The following is a 16378-nucleotide window of genomic DNA, read 5'->3' on the forward strand; positions in this document are numbered from 1 at the left end:
CTCAGGCGCCGATCGCGTGGTAGCCGCCGTCGACGTGGACGATCTCACCGGTGGTGGCCGGGAACCAGTCCGACAGCAGCGCCAGGCAGGCCCGGGCGGCGGGCTCCTGGTCGGTGAGGCTCCAGCCGAGCGGTGCGCGCTCGGTCCAGGCGTCCTCGAACTGGTCGAAGCCCGGGATGGACTTGGCGGCGATGGTCCGCAGCGGGCCGGCCGCGACCAGGTTGCTGCGGATGCCCTGCTTGCCCAGGTGCAGCGCCAGGTAGCGGGAGGCGGACTCCAGCCCGGCCTTGGCCACGCCCATCCAGTCGTAGACCGGCCAGGCCTTGGTGGCGTCGAAGGTGAGGCCGACCACCGCGCCGCCCGCGGACATCAGCGGCAGCGCCGCCATCGCCAGGGACTTGTAGGAGTACGTGGAGACCTGCAACGCGGTCGCCACGTCCTCCCAGGGGGCGTCGAGGAAGCCGCCGCCGAGGCAGCTCTGCGGGGCGAAGCCGATCGAGTGCACCACCCCGTCCAGGCCGTCCACGTGCTCCCGGACCTTGTCGGCGAGGCCGGCGAGGTGCTCCGCGTTGGTCACGTCGAGCTCGATCACCGGGGCCGGCTCGGGCAGCCGCTTGGCGATCCGCTCGACCAGGGAGAGCCGGCCGAAGCCGGTGAGCACGACCTGAGCGCCGTTCTCCTGGGCGAGCTTCGCCACCGAGAAGGCGATCGAGGCGTCGGTGATGACGCCGGTGACGAGCAGCCGCTTACCGGCGAGCAGTCCAGACATCGAGAGGTTCCTCCGTGCGTTCTTCTCGGGACGGGTGGCTCAGTGGCCCATGCCCAGGCCGCCGTCGACCGGGATGACGGCGCCGGAGATGTAGCCGGCCGCGTCCGAGGCCAGCCAGGCGACCACGCCGGCCACCTCGTCCGGCTCGGCGAACCGGCCGGCCGGGATGGCCTTGCGGTACTCGGCGCGGCGCTCCTCGGGCAGGGCGGCGGTCATGTCGGTGGCGATGAAGCCGGGCGCGACCACGTTCGCGGTGATGTTGCGGCTGCCCAGCTCGCGGGTGATGGAGCGGGCGACGCCCACCAGGCCGGCCTTGCTGGCCGCGTAGTTGACCTGGCCGGCGCTGCCGTAGAGGCCGACCACCGAGGAGATGAAGATCATCCGGCCCCACTTCGCCCGGAGCATCTTGGCCGAGGCCCGCTTGGCGCAGCGGAACGCGCCGGTCAGGTTGGTGTCCAGCACTCCGGTGAACTGCTCCTCGGACATCCGCATCAGCAGCGTGTCGTCGGTGATGCCGGCGTTGGCGACCAGCACCTCGACCGGGCCCAGCTCGGCCTCGACGGTGCTGAAGGCGGCGTCGACGGAGGCATAGTCGGTGACGTCGCACTTGACGCCGAACAGCCCAGCGGGCGCCTCACCGCTGCGGTGGGTGACCGCCACCCGGTCGCCCTGCTTGGCGAAGGCCTGCGCGATGGCCAGGCCGATCCCCCGGTTTCCGCCGGTCACCAGCACGGTACGGGCCACGGGTCCCCCTCTGCTCAGCTGATCTCTGCGTCGGTCGGAGCCTAGGGGTTACCGGTAGGTAAGCGCTAACGCGACCAGGTCACACCGGGGTGTGACGGGCGGACTCGTCCCGTGGCGGGACGACGTCGCGGCGGCCGGTCCGTACGCTGCGGCTGATGGAGAGAGCCCGGGTCGGGAGCTGGTGGGAGGCGCTGCGGCGGGCCGTCGCCGGGCCGGACGTCGCGCCCGTCCGGCCACCGCTGGACCGCTGGCCGCGGCTGGCCGCGTACGCGGGTCCGGTGGGCCTGCTCGCGGTGGTCGGTCTCTTCGCCGTCGCCCTGGCCACGGAGACCGGCCGGCATCTGCCGGGCGTCGTGCCATTCCTGTTCGCGGGGCTGACGGTCGCGCCGCTGCTCGTCCTGCCCCGGCGTCCCCTGCTGGCCTGGCGGCTCACCGTGCTGGGGCTGGCGACCTGCACCTTCAACGCGCCGGCCGGCGCGGCCTGGCCGTGGAACCCGGTGCTGGCGCTCGGGTCGCTGCTGGTGCTGGCGGTGGTGGCGACCCGGGTGGACCGGCCGGTGCTGGTCTGGGTGGGTCTGCTCACCATGGTGCCGGTGGTCGCGCTGGTCGACCCGGACCACCGGATCGACGTCGTGGTGCCGGTCCTGATGCTGCTGGTCCTCGGCGACCTGGTGCGCGGCAACCGGCTCTCCCGGCGGGCGCTGGCCGCGCAGACCGCGCTCAGCGAGCGGGAACGGGAGCGGCGGGCGGTGCTGGAGGAGCGCACCCGGATCGCCCGCGAGCTGCACGACGTGGTGGCCCACCACATGTCGATGATCGCCGTGCAGGCGGAGACCGCGCCGTACCGCGTCACCGAGGTGGCGGACGGCGCCCGCGCCGAGTTCGCCGCCATCGCGGGCTCGGCCCGGGCGGCGCTGACCGACATGCGCCGCCTGCTGGGCGTGCTGCGCAGCGAGTCCACCGGTCCGGAGACCGCGCCGCAGCCCGGCCTGGCGGACCTCCCGGCGATGGTGGACGCCGCCCGCCGGGCCGGCCTGGCGGTCACCCTGGACGCCCCCGCGCCGGCCGGCGGGACGCCCGCGCCGGTCGGGCTGGCCGCCTACCGGATCGTCCAGGAGGGGCTGGCGAACGCGGCCCGGCACGCGGCGGGGGCGGCGGTGCGGGTCAGCGTCCGTCCGGGGCCGCACGCCCTGGCGGTACGGGTCGAGAACACCGCCGGCGACGATCCGTCGACGGTGGAGCGGTGCGCCGGGCACGGGCTGACCGGGATGCGCGAACGGGCCCTCGCGCTGGGCGGTACGTTCGCCGCCGGGCCGGCCGACGGCGGAGGGTACGTCGTCGACGCGCTGCTGCCGTACGACGGGGAGGGCGGGGACGGATGATCCGGGTGCTGATCGCCGACGACCAGGCGATGGTCCGGCAGGGCTTCGGCGCGCTGCTGGCCGCCCAGCCGGACCTGCTCGTGGTGGGCGACGCCGCCGACGGTGCGGCGGCGGTCGAGGCGACCCGCCGGCTCGACCCGGACGTGGTGCTGATGGACGTCCGGATGCCGGTGCTGGACGGGCTCGCGGCGACCCGCCAGCTGCTCGGTGACCGCCGGGCCGACCGGCCCCGGGTGCTCATCCTGACCACCTTCGACCTGGACGACTACGTCTACGAGGCGCTGCGCGCCGGGGCGAGCGGCTTCCTGCTCAAGGACGCCCCCGCCGCCGACCTGGTGCACGCGGTCCGGGTGGTGGCGGCCGGGGACGCGCTGCTCGCCCCGACCGTGACCCGCCGGCTGATCGCCGAGTTCGCCGCCCGTCCCGGGCACCGCCGGCCCCGCCCGACCGACCTGGCCGGGCTGACCCCCCGGGAGACCGAGGTGCTGCGCCTGATCGCCCGGGGCCGCTCCAACGCGGAGATCGCCGCCGACCTGGTGGTCGCCGAGCAGACCGTGAAGACCCACGTCGGGCGGATCCTGGCGAAGCTCCAGCTCCGCGACCGCGCCCAGGCGGTGGTCGTCGCGTACGAGACGGGTCTGGTGGCCGCCGGCGAGTAGCCCGCGGGGCGGCTGACCGGCGGCACGTCGGACCGGAGCCGGATGGACCCTCCGGTGGGGTGGGTGGGGGCCGGTCGGCCGAGTGCGGCGCGCCGGCGCGCCGGGTGTACGATGATCCACGTTTGCGGGCGGTCGATCGCCCGCCTTCCGGGCTCCGCCGACCGCAGGAGGTGATCGCTGTGCGAGATAGCGATCCTCCCAGTCGTGGCCGGGCCGAACGTCAGCCCCGCTGAGCCACGACTCAGTCAGGTGAGCTGACCCAGCTCCCGCTCCCCCCGCGTGACCCTCGGCCCCGGCCGGGGTGAGCGTGCTGCGCCGCCCCGACCCGGGGCCGGCCGCGGAGGAGCCCCCCGGTCACGACTTCGTGTGCGCGTCCTGCCTGCCCCTGCGGTCCCGTCGCGGACCGTCCAGCCGCCACCGGAGCCTGTCCATGAGCCGTTACGTCGCCCCGCTGGGCTTCACCCTCGCCGCCGTCTGGGTGGCCGTCCTCTTCGTCCTGGCCGGCGGCGGTCACTGACCACCGCCGGCCGGTCAGGGCGACCGACCACGGTCGTCCCGCCGCCGTGCCGCCGGCCGTCGCGCCCGCTCAGAGCAGGCGCGACGACCAGAGCAGGCTCAGCGCACCCGCGCAGAGGGCCAGCAGCAGCGCGATCCCCGCGTACCACTGGGTGATCTCGCGCGGCTCGGTCCGGAACCCGATCGAGCTCCCCATGTCCTGGTAGACCTGCTTGAGCTCGCTGACCGAGGCGGCCTCGTAGAAGTAGCCCTCGGTGGTCTCCGCGAGCTGCGCGAGGGCCATCCGGTCCACCGGCACCCGCTGCGGCTGGCCGCCGATCTCCACCTGCCCCGAGTCGGTGCCGAAGGCGATCGTGGAGACCGGGACGTTCGCCGCCTGGGCCGCCGCCGCGGCCTCCTCCACCGACCGCCCCGACGTGCGGTACCCGTCGGAGAGCAGCACGATCCGGGCCGGCGGGATGCCCGCCGCGCCGTCGGACGGCACCGAACGGATGGCCTCCAGGCAGGTGAAGACCGCCTCCCCGGTGGCCGTCGACTCGGCCAGCACCAGCCCGTCGATGGCGGTGGTCACCGCCTCCCGGTCCTTGGTCGGCGAGACCAGCACGTTCGCCGACTTGGCGAAGGAGACCAGCCCGAGGTTGTAGTTCTCCGGCAGTTCGCCGACGAACTGCTTGGCCGCCTCCTGGGCCGCCTCCAGCCGGTTCGGCGCCACGTCGTCGGCCTGCATGGAGAGCGACACGTCGATGGCGAGCATCACGGTGGCCCGTTCCAGGGGCTCCTTGGTGTCCATCGCCGGCCGGGCCAGCGCGGTGGCGAGCACGAGCAGGCAGAGCAGGAACGCGGTGGCCGCCGCGTGCCGCCGCCAGCCCAGCCCCTTCGGCGCGAGGGTCCGCAGCAGGTCCACGTTGGTGAACCGCATCGCGTACGCCCGGCGGTGCAGCTGCCGCCAGACGTACGCGGCGGCCAGGGCGAGCACCGGCAGCACGGCCAGCAGCCACCACGGTTGCAGAAAACGGATCATCGTGTCGTCCCTCGGGTGCGGGCGTGCCGCTGCGCGGCCACGAAACGCACCATGTCCAGCAGCCAGTCTCGGTCCGTACGCAGCCGCAGGTGGGCCGCGCCCGCGGCGCGCAGCTCGGCGGCGATCGCCGCCCGCTGGGCGGCGGCCGCGTCGGCGTACCGGCGGCGCAGCCGCGGATCGGCGGTCTGCACCTCGTGCAGCTCCCCCGTCTCCGGGTCGACCACGGGCAGCACCCCCACGTCGGGCAGCTCCAGCTCGCGCGGGTCCACCACCTCGATCGCCAGCACGTCGTGCCGGACCCGCAGCTTACGGATCGGCCGGCCCCACTGCTGCGGCGGTGCCAGGAAGTCGGAGATGACCACCGCCACACCGCGGCGGCGCGGCGGCCGGTTGAGCATGTCGACCAGCGCGCCGAGGTCGCTGCGCCCGGGCTGGATCTCGGCCCCGGCGATCGCCCGGAGCAGGCCCTGCGCCTCCTTGCGGCCGGCCCGGGCGGGCAGCCGGAGCAGGGTCCCCGGCCCGGTCGCCGGGGGCGCGCCCCGCCACCGGCCGGTCCGCGCGGGCACCGGGGCGCCGGTGCCGACCACCGCCCCGATCCGGTTGCCGCCGCGCACCGTCAGGTGAGTCAGGGCGGCCGCCGCGGCGACCACCACGTCGCGCTTGAGCCATTGGCCGGTACCGAAGTCCAGGCTCGCCGAGAGGTCCACCGCCAGCCAGGTCTCCAGCTCCCGGTCGGCCACCGTACGCCGGACGTGCGGCATCGTGGTCCGCGCGGTGACCGGCCAGTCCATCCGGCGGACGTCGTCGCCGGGGCGGTACTCGCGGGACTCCCCCGCCTCGCTGCCCGGCCCGGGCAGCAGCCCGGCGTAGTCGCCCTGGAGCAGGCCGTCGAGCTTGCGGGTGACCAGCAGCTGCAGGCGGGACAGCACCGCGCCGCTGCGCTCCGCGCCGGCCCCGGCCGGCAGGTGGGTGGGTGGGGTCACGGCCGCTGCCCGGGCCAGCCCGCACCGGCCGGGGCGCCCGGTGGCGGCGGGGTGGCCTGCTGCCGGGGCGCGACGGCGGGCAGCGGGATGGTGGACATCACCCGGTGCACGACGTGGTCGGCGGGGACGTCGTCGGCGAGCGCGTCGTAGCTGAGCACCAGCCGGTGGCGCAGGATGTCCGGGGCGATGTCCTGCACGTCCTGCGGCAGGGCGTAGTCCCTGCCGCGCAGCAGCGCCAGCGCCCGGGTGGCCCGGACCAGCCCGAGCGAGGCGCGCGGGCTGGCGCCGTACTGGATGAGCTGCGCGACGTCCGGCATGCCGTGCTCGCCCGGGGCGCGGGTGGCCAGCACCAGCCGGACCGCGTAGTCGACCAGCGCGTTGTGCACGAAGACCTGGTCGGCCTTGCGCTGGAGGGCGATCAGGTCGGGGGTGCTGAAGATGGGCGTCGGCTCGGGCGGGGCGACGCCCATCCGGTAGACGATCTCCCGCTCCTCGGCGTCGGTCGGGTAGCCCACCACGATCTTCATCAGGAAGCGGTCGCGCTGCGCCTCCGGGAGGGGGTAGACGCCTTCCTGCTCGATCGGGTTCTGCGTCGCCATCACCAGGAACGGGTCGGGCACCCGGTGGGTCTCGCCGCCGATCGACACCTGGCGCTCGCTCATCACCTCCAGCAGCGCCGACTGCACCTTGGCCGGCGCCCGGTTGATCTCGTCGGCGAGCAGGAAGTTCACGAAGACCGGGCCCAGCTCGACGTCGAACTTCTCGCTGGACTGGCGGTAGATCCGGGTGCCCATGATGTCGGCGGGGACCAGGTCGGGGGTGAACTGGACCCGGGCGAAGGAACCACCCACCACCTGGGCGAGGGTCTCCACGGCGAGGGTCTTCGCCACCCCGGGCACCCCCTCGAGCAGGCAGTGTCCCCGGGACAGCAGGGCGACGAACATCCGCTCGACCATCCGGTCCTGACCGACGATCACCCGCTTGATCTCGAACAGGGCGCGTTCCAGCAGGGTGGCGTCCTCGGCGGGGGTCGTGCCGACCGGCGGCCCGTCCGGCAGGGCCTCGGTCGGGGTCGGTGCGTCGGGCGTGGTCGGCTGGGCCACCGGTCCTCCACAGCATGATCGGTCGTCGCGGCGTGGTGCGTATCAAGACTGTCATGCCCGGCTGAGAGCCGAGGGTGGGAGAGGACGATTTTCGCCGCGCCGTCCCGTGGCCCGGAAAACGCTGAACACGGGTGGACAGGAAGGGGTACGGCGTGTGTACGATTCACCCCGTCGCCGGGCGGCTCCCCCCGTGGCCGCCCGGCGCTAAAACTTCCCGGTGCGCGGCCTAGACTGGCCCGGATGACCACTCCCCGCCCTGCCGACGAGGCGCCGATCTGCTCGGCCCGCGGATGTCGCAATCCCGCCGCCTGGGCGCTGCGCTGGAACAATCCCCGCCTGCACGACCCCGACCGGCGCAAGACCTGGCTCGCCTGTCCCGAGCACCGGGAATCGCTCGGCGCGTTTCTCGACGCGCGTGGCTTCCTGCGCGAGGTGGCGGCGGTGGCCGGATCGCCTACGCTCGAAGGGTGAGTGAGCGCAGCGGATCACCCCGGTGAACGGTGACGACCTCGCCGGGCCGCCGTCGGCCCCGGCCGGCCCGCTGGAGCCGTGGCCGGACACCGTCCGCTGGCAGCCGATCTCCCGCGACCTGATCTGGGTGGAGCTGATCCGGCTCGGCGTGCTGCTGGCCGTCCTGCTGATCGGGCTCGGCCTCGGCTGGGCGTTCAGCGGGCACTGGCTCTTCGGCGCCGCCCTCGGCGTGGTCGTCCTGCTGGCCGGTTGGCGGGTGGCCACCATCGTCCGCGCGGTGCAGGCCTGGGGGTACGCCGAGCGGGAGCACGACCTGCTGGTCCGGCACGGGCTGCTGGTCCGGCGGCTCTCCATCGTCCCGTACTCGCGGATGCAGTTCGTCGACGTCAGCGCCGGCCCGCTGGAGCGGGCGTTCGACCTGGCCACCGTGCAGCTGCACACGGCCGCGGCGGCGAGCGACGCGCGGGTGCCCGGCCTGCGGCCGGCGGAGGCCTCCCGGCTGCGCGACCGGCTGACCGCGCTCGGCGAGGACCGGGCGGAGGGCCTGTGAGCGACGGTTCGGCCGACCCGCGGCCCGACGCACCGCCACCCCACGGCCCCGAACCGGTCCCGCCACCCGCCGGCCCGGACCGGCCCCCCTCGCCGCACGCGCCACGACCCGCCGCCCACGACCCCGCCCAGCCGCCCTGGCCGACGGCCCCGCGACCGGGCGCGGCCCAGCCGCCCGGACCGCAGGTCGGCGCCCCCGGCCCGGCCCAGCCGTACTGGCCGACCGGGCCACACGCCGCCGCCCCCGGCCCGGCCCAGCCGTACTGGCCGACCGGGCCACACGCCGTCCCGGCCCACTGGCCGGTCGCGCCGCACTCCGGGGCGCCAGCGCCCGGGACCGCCGGGCAGGGCTGGCCCGGGGTGCCCGGCGTCGCTCCCCCGCCCGGCGAGGAGCCCCGGCAGCGGCTGCACCCGTTGAGTCCCGCGCTGCACGGCGCCAAGTCGCTGGTGGTGGTGATCGCCGGCCTCTCCTGGTCCACGCTCTCCCGGGTGGGCTTCGGCTGGTTCGCCGCGATGGCCGCGGTGCTCGCCCTCGGCGCCACCGTGCTGGCCGTGATCAGCTGGTACAACACCGGCTACCACATCGTGGGCCGGGAGCTGCGGGTGCACGAGGGGCTGATCTGGCGGCGTACCCGGGCCATCCCGCTGGAACGGTTGCAGGCCGTCGAGGTGGTCCGGCCGCTGCTGGCCCAGCTCACCGGGCTGGCGGAGCTGCGCCTGGAGGTGGTCGGCGGGGGCAAGACCGAGGCGCCGCTGGCGTACCTGGGGGTGGCCGAGGCGGCCGCGCTGCGCCAGCGCCTGCTCGCCGTCGCCGGCCGCACGCCGGAGGCCGTCGCGCCCACCGCCGGCCCGGCCGCCGCGCCGGCGCCGGCCGGGCGCCGGCTGCACACGGTACGCAACACGGACCTGCTGGTCAGCCAGCTGCTCACCCCGCAGGCGTTCCTGCTCCCGTTCGGCGTGGCCTTCGTGGTGGCGCAGTTCCTCTCGGCGGGTTCCTGGTCCTTCATCGCGGTCGCCAGCACGCTGACCGCGATGGCGGGCGTGCTGCTGCAACCCGTCCGCCGGGTGCTCGACGACTGGGCCTTCCGGCTGGACCGGGACGGCGACACGCTGCGCATCCGCAACGGCCTGCTGGAGACCCGGGCGCAGACGGTGCCGCTGCACCGGGTGCAGACCGTCGGGGTGACCTGGCCGCTGCTCTGGCGGATGAAGGGCTGGCTGCGGCTGCGGCTGGAGGTGGCCGGCTACTCGGCCGCCGAACCGGACGACCGGAACCGCCCCGACCGGCTGCTCCCCGTCGGCGACCTGCGCACCGGCGAGCTGGTGGTGGCGGAGGTGCTGCCCGGCGTACGCCTCACCGCGCTGCCGCTGACCCGGCCGCCGCGGCGGGCCCGCTGGCTGCGCCCGCTGAGCCGGTCGGCGATCGGGGCGGGCCTCGACGAGCGCGTCTTCGCCGCCCGCTCCGGCCTGCTCACCCGGCGGTTGGCGATCGTCCCGTACGCCCGGATCCAGAGCGTGCGGGTGACGCAGGGGCCGGCGCAGCGGCGGCTGCGGTTGGCCACCGTGCACGCGGACACGGCCGGCGGGGCCGGTGCGGCCGCGCACGACCGGGACGTGGCCGAGGCCTGGCAGCTGGCGGCGGAGCTGACCGCGCGGGCGCACGCCGCCCGCCGCGCCGGCGGCGACCCACTCTCCTGACCGGGCCGACGGCGACCCGTCAGCGGTCGGCCGGTACCGGCGCGGAGTCGGCGGCCGCGTCCCGTCCCACCTGCGGGCCGGCGGCGGGGGTCGCCCGATCCGCCGCGGGGCCGTCCGTGACCGCCGCCGGCTCCGCCGACGCGGGCACGCTCCGCGCGCGCCGGGTCGCCCACCAGCGTTCGGCCAGGCCGACGACGAGGAAGGTGATCCCGACGTACGCCCAGCCGACCAGCACGTCGATCATGTAGTGCTCGCCGCTGTAGACCAGGGTGAACGTCATCGCCAGCGGGTACGCCAGCAGCAGCGGCCACCAGCGCCGCCGGGTGGCGCCCAGGAAGAACAGCACCACGAAGAGGGCGAACGCGGTGTGCAGGGAGGGCATCGCGGCCACCGGGTTGGCGGCGATCTGGCCGGCGTTGAGCAGGTTGCCCGCGCCGTGCATGCCGAACGCCTTCCAGCCCCGGGTGGAGATCCGGGCGACCTCGGTGAGCAGGCCGTTCTGCGCGGCCCACCAGGGCGGCGCGGCCGGGTAGACGAAGTAGGTGACCAGCCCGGCGGCGCAGAGGAACCCCCACCGCCGCATGTACGCCGCCCAGCGCGTCCGGTCCCGCAGCCAGAGCACCGCGGCGGCGGCCAGGGTCACCACGAAGTGAGAGAAGTAGACCCAGCTGACCAGCACGTCCCACCAGTGCACGTCGGGCCGGTAGAGGTGCTGCTGCAACCAGACGGTGGGGACCTCGCCACCGGTGGCCCAGCCGAGCAGGAACCGGTCGGCGACGATCAACTCCATCGCGTGCGGCGTCGCCCCGTTGTCCGCGAACCCCCGGGAGAGGTTGTACGCGGCGAGCAGCAGCACCACCGGTACCCAGTCCCGGGCGAACCGCAGGTGACTGCGCCACGGCCGGGAGGAGTTCCAGGCGACGGTGGCCGCCCAGATCCAGACGAACGCGTACGCCGGGTCGGTGGGCAGGCCGATGGCGAACCAACCGGCCACGAACGCCACCGCCCAGACAGCCATGGCGACGACGCGGCGCCGCCCGCCGTCGGGCGACGCGGCCGGACCGGTCCGGGCGGGGGGCTGGGGATCTGTCACGACGGCCATCGCGGTCAAGGTTAACGGCGGGCGGCGGGCGGACCGACGCCGACCACCGCCCGTCGCGCGGACCGGGCGGCGACCGGCCCCACCACCCGCGCCGGCAGCGCCCGCCCGCGGCGCCGGCACCGGCCCGACCGATCACGCCGGTGGTACCCGCCGACGGCGGTCGCCGGGACCGGCGCCGTCGACCGCGTCGGTGGTACCCGCCGGGACCGGCCCGGCCGGCCGCGACGACGGGCGCGCCGGGATCCACCGGTTGTCGCCCGGCGTGACGCGGGCGGTGGGCGAGCACCTACGCTGGGACCATGCACGAGCCGCCGGAGCCCTCCTTCGCGCCGGGCCTGACCGCCCGGGTCGAGCTGACCGTCACCGACGCCGACACCGCGCAGGCGGTGGGCTCCGGGGACGTGCCGGTGCTCGGCACCCCCCGGGTGCTGGCCCTGGCCGAGGCGGCGACCGTGGCCGCGACCGCCACCCGGATGCCGGCCGGGCAGACCACCGTCGGGCTGCGGGTCGAGCTGGACCACCGGGTTCCCACGCCGGTCGGCCGGACGGTGGTCGCGCAGGCCCGCCTCGCCACGGTCGACGGTCGACGGCTGCTCTTCGAGGTGACGGTCGCCGACGGCGGGGAGACCGTCGCCGAGGCACGGGTCGAGCGGGTGCTGGTCGACCGGCAACGCTTCGTCGAGCGCGCCTCGCGGGCGTCATGAACGGCCGCTTCGTCGAGGTCGCCGACGGCGTCCACGTGCTGCGGGAGCCGCTGCTCCAGGTCAACGTCACGCTGGTGGTGGGCGACGGCGCGGCGCTGCTGGTGGACACCCTCTCCACCGCGGGCCAGGCGCGCGACCTGGCCGCCGCGGCCCGGGCGGTCACCCCGCACCCGTGGATCGTGGTCAACACCCACCACCACTTCGACCACTGCTTCGGCAACGCCACGCTGGCCGCCGACCCGCCCCGGCCGGTGTACGCGCACGAGCTGGCCGCCGCGGCGCAGCGCGAGCGCCCCGACCAGCTGCGCCGGGCCGCGTACGAGGAGATCCGCGAGGAGCGGCCGGCGCTCGCCGCCGAGCTGGCCGACACGGTGCTGCTGGCCCCGACGCACACCGTGCACACCGAGACGGTGCTGGACGTCGGCGGGCGGCGCGTGGTGCTGCGCCACCCGGGGCACGGGCACACCGACGCCGACCTGGTGGTCCACGTGCCCGACGCGGACGTGCTGGTCGCCGGCGACCTGGTCGAGCAGAGCGGGCCGCCGGCCTTCGAGGAGTCGTACCCGCTGCAGTGGCCGGACGCGGTCGCCGACCTGCTCCGGCTCACCACCCCCGCGACGGTGGTGGTGCCCGGGCACGGCGACCCGGTCGACGTCGAGTTCGTCCGCGCTCAGCACGCCCAGCTCGTCGAGCAGGCCTGGATGATCCGCGCCGGCCACACCGGCAGCGCCCCGCCCGAGCGGGTGGCCGCGGAGTCCCCATTCGGCGCCCGCCCCGGCCTGATCGCCGCCCGCCGCGGCTACGCCGACCTGAACGGCACCCTCTAACCCCACCCCACCCCACCCGGCCCCGGCCCCGGCCCATCCGACGGGGGACGCATCCGAAAGGAACAGAGCCGGTCGAGCTCGGCGACCGACGATCGGCACGCCGCCACCTCCTCGCCGGCGAGTCGGACGAGTTGCTGGGTGACCGCCACGCGCCGGAATGTGCCAGAGCGAAGCGGCCGGCCACGAGCCTCAGTCGGTGAACCGCCGCGACACCTCGGCGCGGGTGGGCATGGCGACGGCCCCGCCGGAAGACTCGCAGACCAGCGCGGCCACCCGCAGGGCGAAGGCCACCCGCTGCTGCCAGCCGGCCGGGTCCGCGGGCTCGCCGTCGACGAGCAGGTCGGCGATGAGCGCGCCCATCACCGAGTCGCCGGCGCCGGTGGCGTCCACCGCCCGGACCTTCGGCGCAGGAATCCGTACCACGTCGGGGCCGGCGGCGACCAGCGCCCCGGCCGCGCCGAGGGTGACCACGACGGTCCCCGCGCCCAACTCGCGCAGGTACGCGGCGACCCCCTCGACCGGCTCACCGGGGTAGAGCACCTCGGCGTCGGCGGTGCTGAGCTTGACCAGGTGCGCGCTGGCGGCGAACTCGGCCACCACCTCCCGCAGCCGCGCGAGGGCCCCCGGCCTGCCCAGCAGTCGGAGCCGGACGTTCGGGTCGAACACCCGCAGCGCGCCGGCGATCGACCAGGCCCGACGCGCCGCGGCGCGCACCGGCGGGTCGAGCAGCACGACCGATCCGCAGTAGAGCACGTCGGCGCCCTCGACCAGCGCCACGTCCAGGTGGTCGGCGGTGAGCAGCGCGTACGACCGCGGCTCGCCGTAGAAGCGGAAGTCCGGTTCGGGGCCGGCGAAGGTGGCCACGGCCAGGGCGGTCGGCGCCGGTACGGTCACCGTGCCGGCCAGCCCGACCCCGGCGGCGCGCAGGAAGGCGCGGATCCGGTCGGCGAGCGCGTCGTCGCCGAGCGACCCGACGAACTGGACGTCCCCGCCGAGCCGGGCCACCGCCACGGCCACGTTGAGCGGGCCGCCGCCGATCGCCTGTCGGTAGACGGGCTGCCCCTCGTATTCGGCGTCGAGCAGGTCGACCAGCGCCTCGCCGAGCACCACCGCGTAACCCATGTCCCCTCCACCGTCCGATCTTGTCGCACCAGGCTGGCACAGTGCCCGGCATGATGAGCGCCGAAGCCACGGTATTGGCCTACTGGGCCGCGTGCGAAGCCCGGGACTGGGAACGGTTCGGCACGCTGCTTGCCGACGACATGGTCTACGACCTGCCGCAGACCCGGGAACGGATCCACGGTCGGGCCGCCTATCTGCGGTTCAATCAGGAGTATCCCGGTGACTGGCACGTTTCCGTGGTGCGTGCCGTGGGCGACGGGCGACGGGCGGCCACCTTGATCACCGTCACCGTCGACGGCACGCCCACCCCGGCGACGACGTTCTTCGACCTCGACGAGTCCGGCCTGATCCAGGCCATCACGGATTTCTGGCCGGAGCCCTACGATCCGCCCGCCGGTCGGGAGCATCTCGTGCAGCGATACTGAGACATCGACGTTCGACTACTGCGTCGGGTGCCGGCGCGTGGTGGGATGGCGCTGCCGGACGGGTTGCGGGGGGCTGCCGCGCCACCGGCGCCGGGACTGAGCCGACGCGAGGGCAGACCGGTCCTTCACCGCGAGCCGGACGGGCACCAACACCCTCCCCACGGTCACCTGCTCCGGCCGCTGACCCCGTCCTGAAACGGTCAAGAGGTTTGCGTCCCCGGAGCGAACCCCGGCGGACGCCAACCTCTTGATCGACAGCGACGGCCCCGGCGGGGCCGGCGGTCAGCGGACCATGCTGCCCACGACGGGCTTGGTGAGGAGGGCGGACTGGTTGCGCTGGATGCCCGGGTCGAGGGTCTTGGCGACGAAGATGGCGTGCCAGATGCAGAAGATCAGCACGGTCCACACCTTGCGGGAGTGGTCGGCCTCCTCCCGCTTGTGCTCCTCCAGCAGCCGCATCGCGTACGACAGGTCGACCAGGTCGCCGGCGCCGGAGGTGGCCAGCACGTGCCGGGCCCACTCGTACATCTCGCCGCGCAGCCAGACCCGGGTCGGGGTCGGGAAGCCCAGCTTCTTCCGGTTGACGATGGCCGGCGGCACCACGCCCTGCAGCGCCTGGCGCATGGCGTACTTGGTGGCGTCGGAGCGGGGCGGGAGCTTCAGGTCCACCGGGATGCCGGCCGCGACGTTGAAGACCTCGCGGTCGAGGAAGGGCACCCGCACCTCCAGCGAGTGCGCCATGGAGATCCGGTCGGCCTTGACCAGGATGTCGCCGCGCAGCCAGGTGTAGAGGTCGACGTACTGCATCTTGGTGACGTCGTCCAGCTCGGTGCACTCGGCGTAGATCGGCGCGGTGACGTCGGTGTAGCGGACCGAGGGGTCGTAGCGGCGCAGCAGGTGCTGCTTCTCCTCCTCGGTGAACATCCGGGCGTTGCCGTAGTAGCGCTGCTCGATCGGGGTGGTGCCGCGCTCCAGGAAGCTCTTGCCCTTGACCCCCTGCGGGATGGCCTTGGAGACCGCCCGCAGCCCCTTCTGCACGCCGCCGGGCAGGCCGTTGACCGTGCCGAGGGAGAGCGGCTCCCGGTAGATCGTGTAGCCGCCGAAGAACTCGTCCGCGCCCTCGCCGGAGAGGACCACGGTGACGTGCTCGGCGGCCTTCTTCGCCACGAAGTAGAGCGGGACCAGGGCCGGGTCGGCCACCGGGTCGTCCAGGTGCCAGACGATCTTCGGCAGCGCGTCGATCATGTCCTGCGGCCCGATCTTGGTCGGGATGGTGGTCACGTCGAGGTGCCGGGCCGACTCCTGGGCGACGTCGATCTCGGAGTAGCCCGGGACGTCGTAGCCGACGGTGAAGGTGAGGATGTTGGGGTTGAACTCGCGGGCCAGCGCGACCACCGCGGTGGAGTCGATGCCGCTGGAGAGGAACGAGCCGACCGGCACGTCCGAACGCATGTGCATCCGGACGCTCTCCCGCAGCGTCTCGCGGATCTCGTGGTAGAGCTTCTGCTCGTCGGAGACCGGTGCCGGCCGGAACACCGGCCGGTACCACCGGCGCACCTCGATCCGGCCGCCCGGCGTCCAGGTGAGGTACTCCCCCGACCCGATCCGGTTGATCCCCTTGTGCAGGGTGCCCGGCTCAGGGACGTACTGCAGGGTCAGGTAGTGGCTCAGGTTGGCCGCGTCGATCCCCGCGTCGCCGGCGTACGCCGACTGCGCGAACGGCAGCAGCGCCTTCTTCTCGGAGGCGAGGTAGAGGCCGTCGGCGGTCTCCAGGTAGTGCAGCGGCTTGATGCCGAAGTAGTCCCGGGCGCCGAACGCCCGCCGCTCCTGCCGGTCCCAGATGACGAAGGCGAACATGCCCCGCAGCCGGGTGAGCACCTGCTCGCCCCAGTAGTGGTAGCCGGCGACGATCACCTCGCCGTCGCCGTTGGTGGCGAACTGGGCCCCGAAGTCCCGGATCAGCTCGTCGCGCAGCTCGATGTAGTTGTAGATCTCGCCGTTGAAGGTGAGCAGGTAGCGCCCGTCCGCGTAGGGCAGCGGCTCGTGGCTGAGCGCCACGTCGATGATCGCCAGACGCTTGTGCGCGAACACCCCGTCCGCGTACCGGCCGGAGGCGTCGCCGACCACCTCGACCCCGGTCTCGTCCGGGCCGCGGTGGTGCAGGCACTCCAGTGCTCCGGCGATGTTGTCGCGGTGGGCGGCGGCGTCGCCGCGCGCGCTGAAGAAGGCCAGGAGTCCGCACATGGTGGTCATCTTTCCACGCGCCCGGAGCGGACGTCGCGGCACCGCAGGCTCTTCCCACC

At 74.7% G+C, this 16378-nt stretch carries 17 protein-coding genes; 9 read left to right on the plus strand and 8 right to left on the minus strand.

The annotated features are described in order from the left end of the window. Window position 1: 1 nt before the first annotated feature. Both fabI and fabG read right to left on the minus strand, forming a co-directional pair. A complete protein-coding gene (gene fabI, locus EV384_RS28265; protein ID WP_109947124.1) occupies window positions 2-769 on the minus strand; it encodes an enoyl-ACP reductase FabI in 768 nt (255 codons plus the stop codon). Window positions 770-808: 39 nt separating this feature from the next. Beyond that, window positions 809-1513: a beta-ketoacyl-ACP reductase gene (gene fabG / locus EV384_RS28270; RefSeq protein ID WP_130338026.1), complete on the minus strand. Its 705-nt coding sequence runs from the start codon at window positions 1511-1513 to the stop codon at window positions 809-811. Window positions 1514-1668: 155 nt separating this feature from the next. Between fabG and EV384_RS36945 the strand changes: the two genes are divergently transcribed. The 3 genes from EV384_RS36945 (at window position 1669) to EV384_RS28285 (ending at window position 4071) form a co-directional block, all read left to right on the plus strand. Beyond that, window positions 1669-2895: a sensor histidine kinase gene (locus EV384_RS36945; RefSeq protein WP_130338028.1), complete on the plus strand. Its 1227-nt coding sequence runs from the start codon at window positions 1669-1671 to the stop codon at window positions 2893-2895. Beyond that, a complete protein-coding gene (locus EV384_RS28280) occupies window positions 2892-3554 on the plus strand; it encodes a response regulator (RefSeq protein WP_130338030.1) in 663 nt (220 codons plus the stop codon). The genes EV384_RS36945 and EV384_RS28280 overlap by 4 nt, the downstream gene beginning before the upstream one ends. 301 nt (window positions 3555-3855) lie before the next feature. Further along, window positions 3856-4071, plus strand: coding sequence for a hypothetical protein (locus tag EV384_RS28285; RefSeq protein WP_130338032.1), 216 nt, complete (start codon window positions 3856-3858; stop codon window positions 4069-4071). A gap of 69 nt (window positions 4072-4140) precedes the next feature. On the opposite strand, the gene EV384_RS28290 is transcribed toward EV384_RS28285, so the two are convergent. Genes EV384_RS28290 through EV384_RS28300 form a run of 3 tightly spaced genes read right to left on the minus strand, consistent with a single transcriptional unit; the run spans window position 4141 to window position 7177 of the window. Further along, entirely contained in the window at window positions 4141-5091 is a 951-nt protein-coding gene (locus EV384_RS28290; RefSeq protein ID WP_130338034.1) for a VWA domain-containing protein, read from the minus strand. After that, on the minus strand, window positions 5088-6092 hold the full coding sequence (locus EV384_RS28295) for a DUF58 domain-containing protein (protein ID WP_130340871.1): 1005 nt from the start codon (window positions 6090-6092) through the stop codon (window positions 5088-5090). The genes EV384_RS28290 and EV384_RS28295 overlap by 4 nt, the downstream gene beginning before the upstream one ends. Further along, window positions 6071-7177 (minus strand): AAA family ATPase, encoded by a 1107-nt coding sequence (locus EV384_RS28300; protein ID WP_130338036.1) that lies wholly within the window; start codon window positions 7175-7177, stop codon window positions 6071-6073. Before EV384_RS28300 ends, EV384_RS28295 begins: the two co-directional genes overlap by 22 nt. Window positions 7178-7417: 240 nt before the next feature. Here EV384_RS28300 and EV384_RS28305 point away from each other — a divergent pair, with 240 nt between their 5' ends. The 3 genes from EV384_RS28305 to EV384_RS28315 all read left to right on the plus strand — a co-directional run bounded on the left by EV384_RS28305 (window position 7418) and on the right by EV384_RS28315 (window position 9895). After that, window positions 7418-7648, plus strand: a complete 231-nt coding sequence (locus EV384_RS28305) for a hypothetical protein (protein WP_130338038.1) — start codon at window positions 7418-7420, stop codon at window positions 7646-7648. 22 nt (window positions 7649-7670) lie between these two features. Further along, complete coding sequence (locus EV384_RS28310; RefSeq protein ID WP_130338040.1) at window positions 7671-8198, plus strand: PH domain-containing protein; 528 nt, start codon at window positions 7671-7673, stop codon at window positions 8196-8198. A 359-nt stretch (window positions 8199-8557) separates the two neighbouring features. Beyond that, complete coding sequence (locus tag EV384_RS28315; protein WP_130340872.1) at window positions 8558-9895, plus strand: PH domain-containing protein; 1338 nt, start codon at window positions 8558-8560, stop codon at window positions 9893-9895. Between the two features lie 19 nt (window positions 9896-9914). On the opposite strand, the gene EV384_RS28320 is transcribed toward EV384_RS28315, so the two are convergent. Next, on the minus strand, window positions 9915-10997 hold the full coding sequence (locus EV384_RS28320) for a phosphatase PAP2 family protein (RefSeq protein ID WP_242624342.1): 1083 nt from the start codon (window positions 10995-10997) through the stop codon (window positions 9915-9917). Window positions 10998-11296: 299 nt separating this feature from the next. On the opposite strand from EV384_RS28320, the gene EV384_RS28325 reads away from it, so the two are divergent. Next, window positions 11297-11701: a thioesterase family protein gene (locus EV384_RS28325; RefSeq protein ID WP_130338042.1), complete on the plus strand. Its 405-nt coding sequence runs from the start codon at window positions 11297-11299 to the stop codon at window positions 11699-11701. Continuing rightward, a complete protein-coding gene (locus tag EV384_RS28330) occupies window positions 11698-12528 on the plus strand; it encodes an MBL fold metallo-hydrolase (protein ID WP_130338044.1) in 831 nt (276 codons plus the stop codon). The genes EV384_RS28325 and EV384_RS28330 overlap by 4 nt, the downstream gene beginning before the upstream one ends. 189 nt (window positions 12529-12717) lie before the next feature. On the opposite strand, the gene EV384_RS28335 is transcribed toward EV384_RS28330, so the two are convergent. Next, complete coding sequence (locus EV384_RS28335) at window positions 12718-13650, minus strand: carbohydrate kinase family protein (RefSeq protein ID WP_130338046.1); 933 nt, start codon at window positions 13648-13650, stop codon at window positions 12718-12720. Window positions 13651-13700: 50 nt separating this feature from the next. On the opposite strand from EV384_RS28335, the gene EV384_RS28340 reads away from it, so the two are divergent. Next, a complete protein-coding gene (locus tag EV384_RS28340; RefSeq protein ID WP_207232501.1) occupies window positions 13701-14075 on the plus strand; it encodes a nuclear transport factor 2 family protein in 375 nt (124 codons plus the stop codon). 282 nt (window positions 14076-14357) lie between these two features. Here EV384_RS28340 and asnB read toward each other — a convergent pair whose 3' ends face one another. Continuing rightward, window positions 14358-16319, minus strand: coding sequence for an asparagine synthase (glutamine-hydrolyzing) (gene asnB / locus EV384_RS28345; RefSeq protein WP_130338048.1), 1962 nt, complete (start codon window positions 16317-16319; stop codon window positions 14358-14360). Window positions 16320-16378 lie beyond the last annotated feature (59 nt).

The sequence above is a fragment of the Micromonospora kangleipakensis genome (assembly GCF_004217615.1).
GTDB classification, from domain to species: Bacteria; Actinomycetota; Actinomycetes; order Mycobacteriales; family Micromonosporaceae; genus Micromonospora; species Micromonospora kangleipakensis.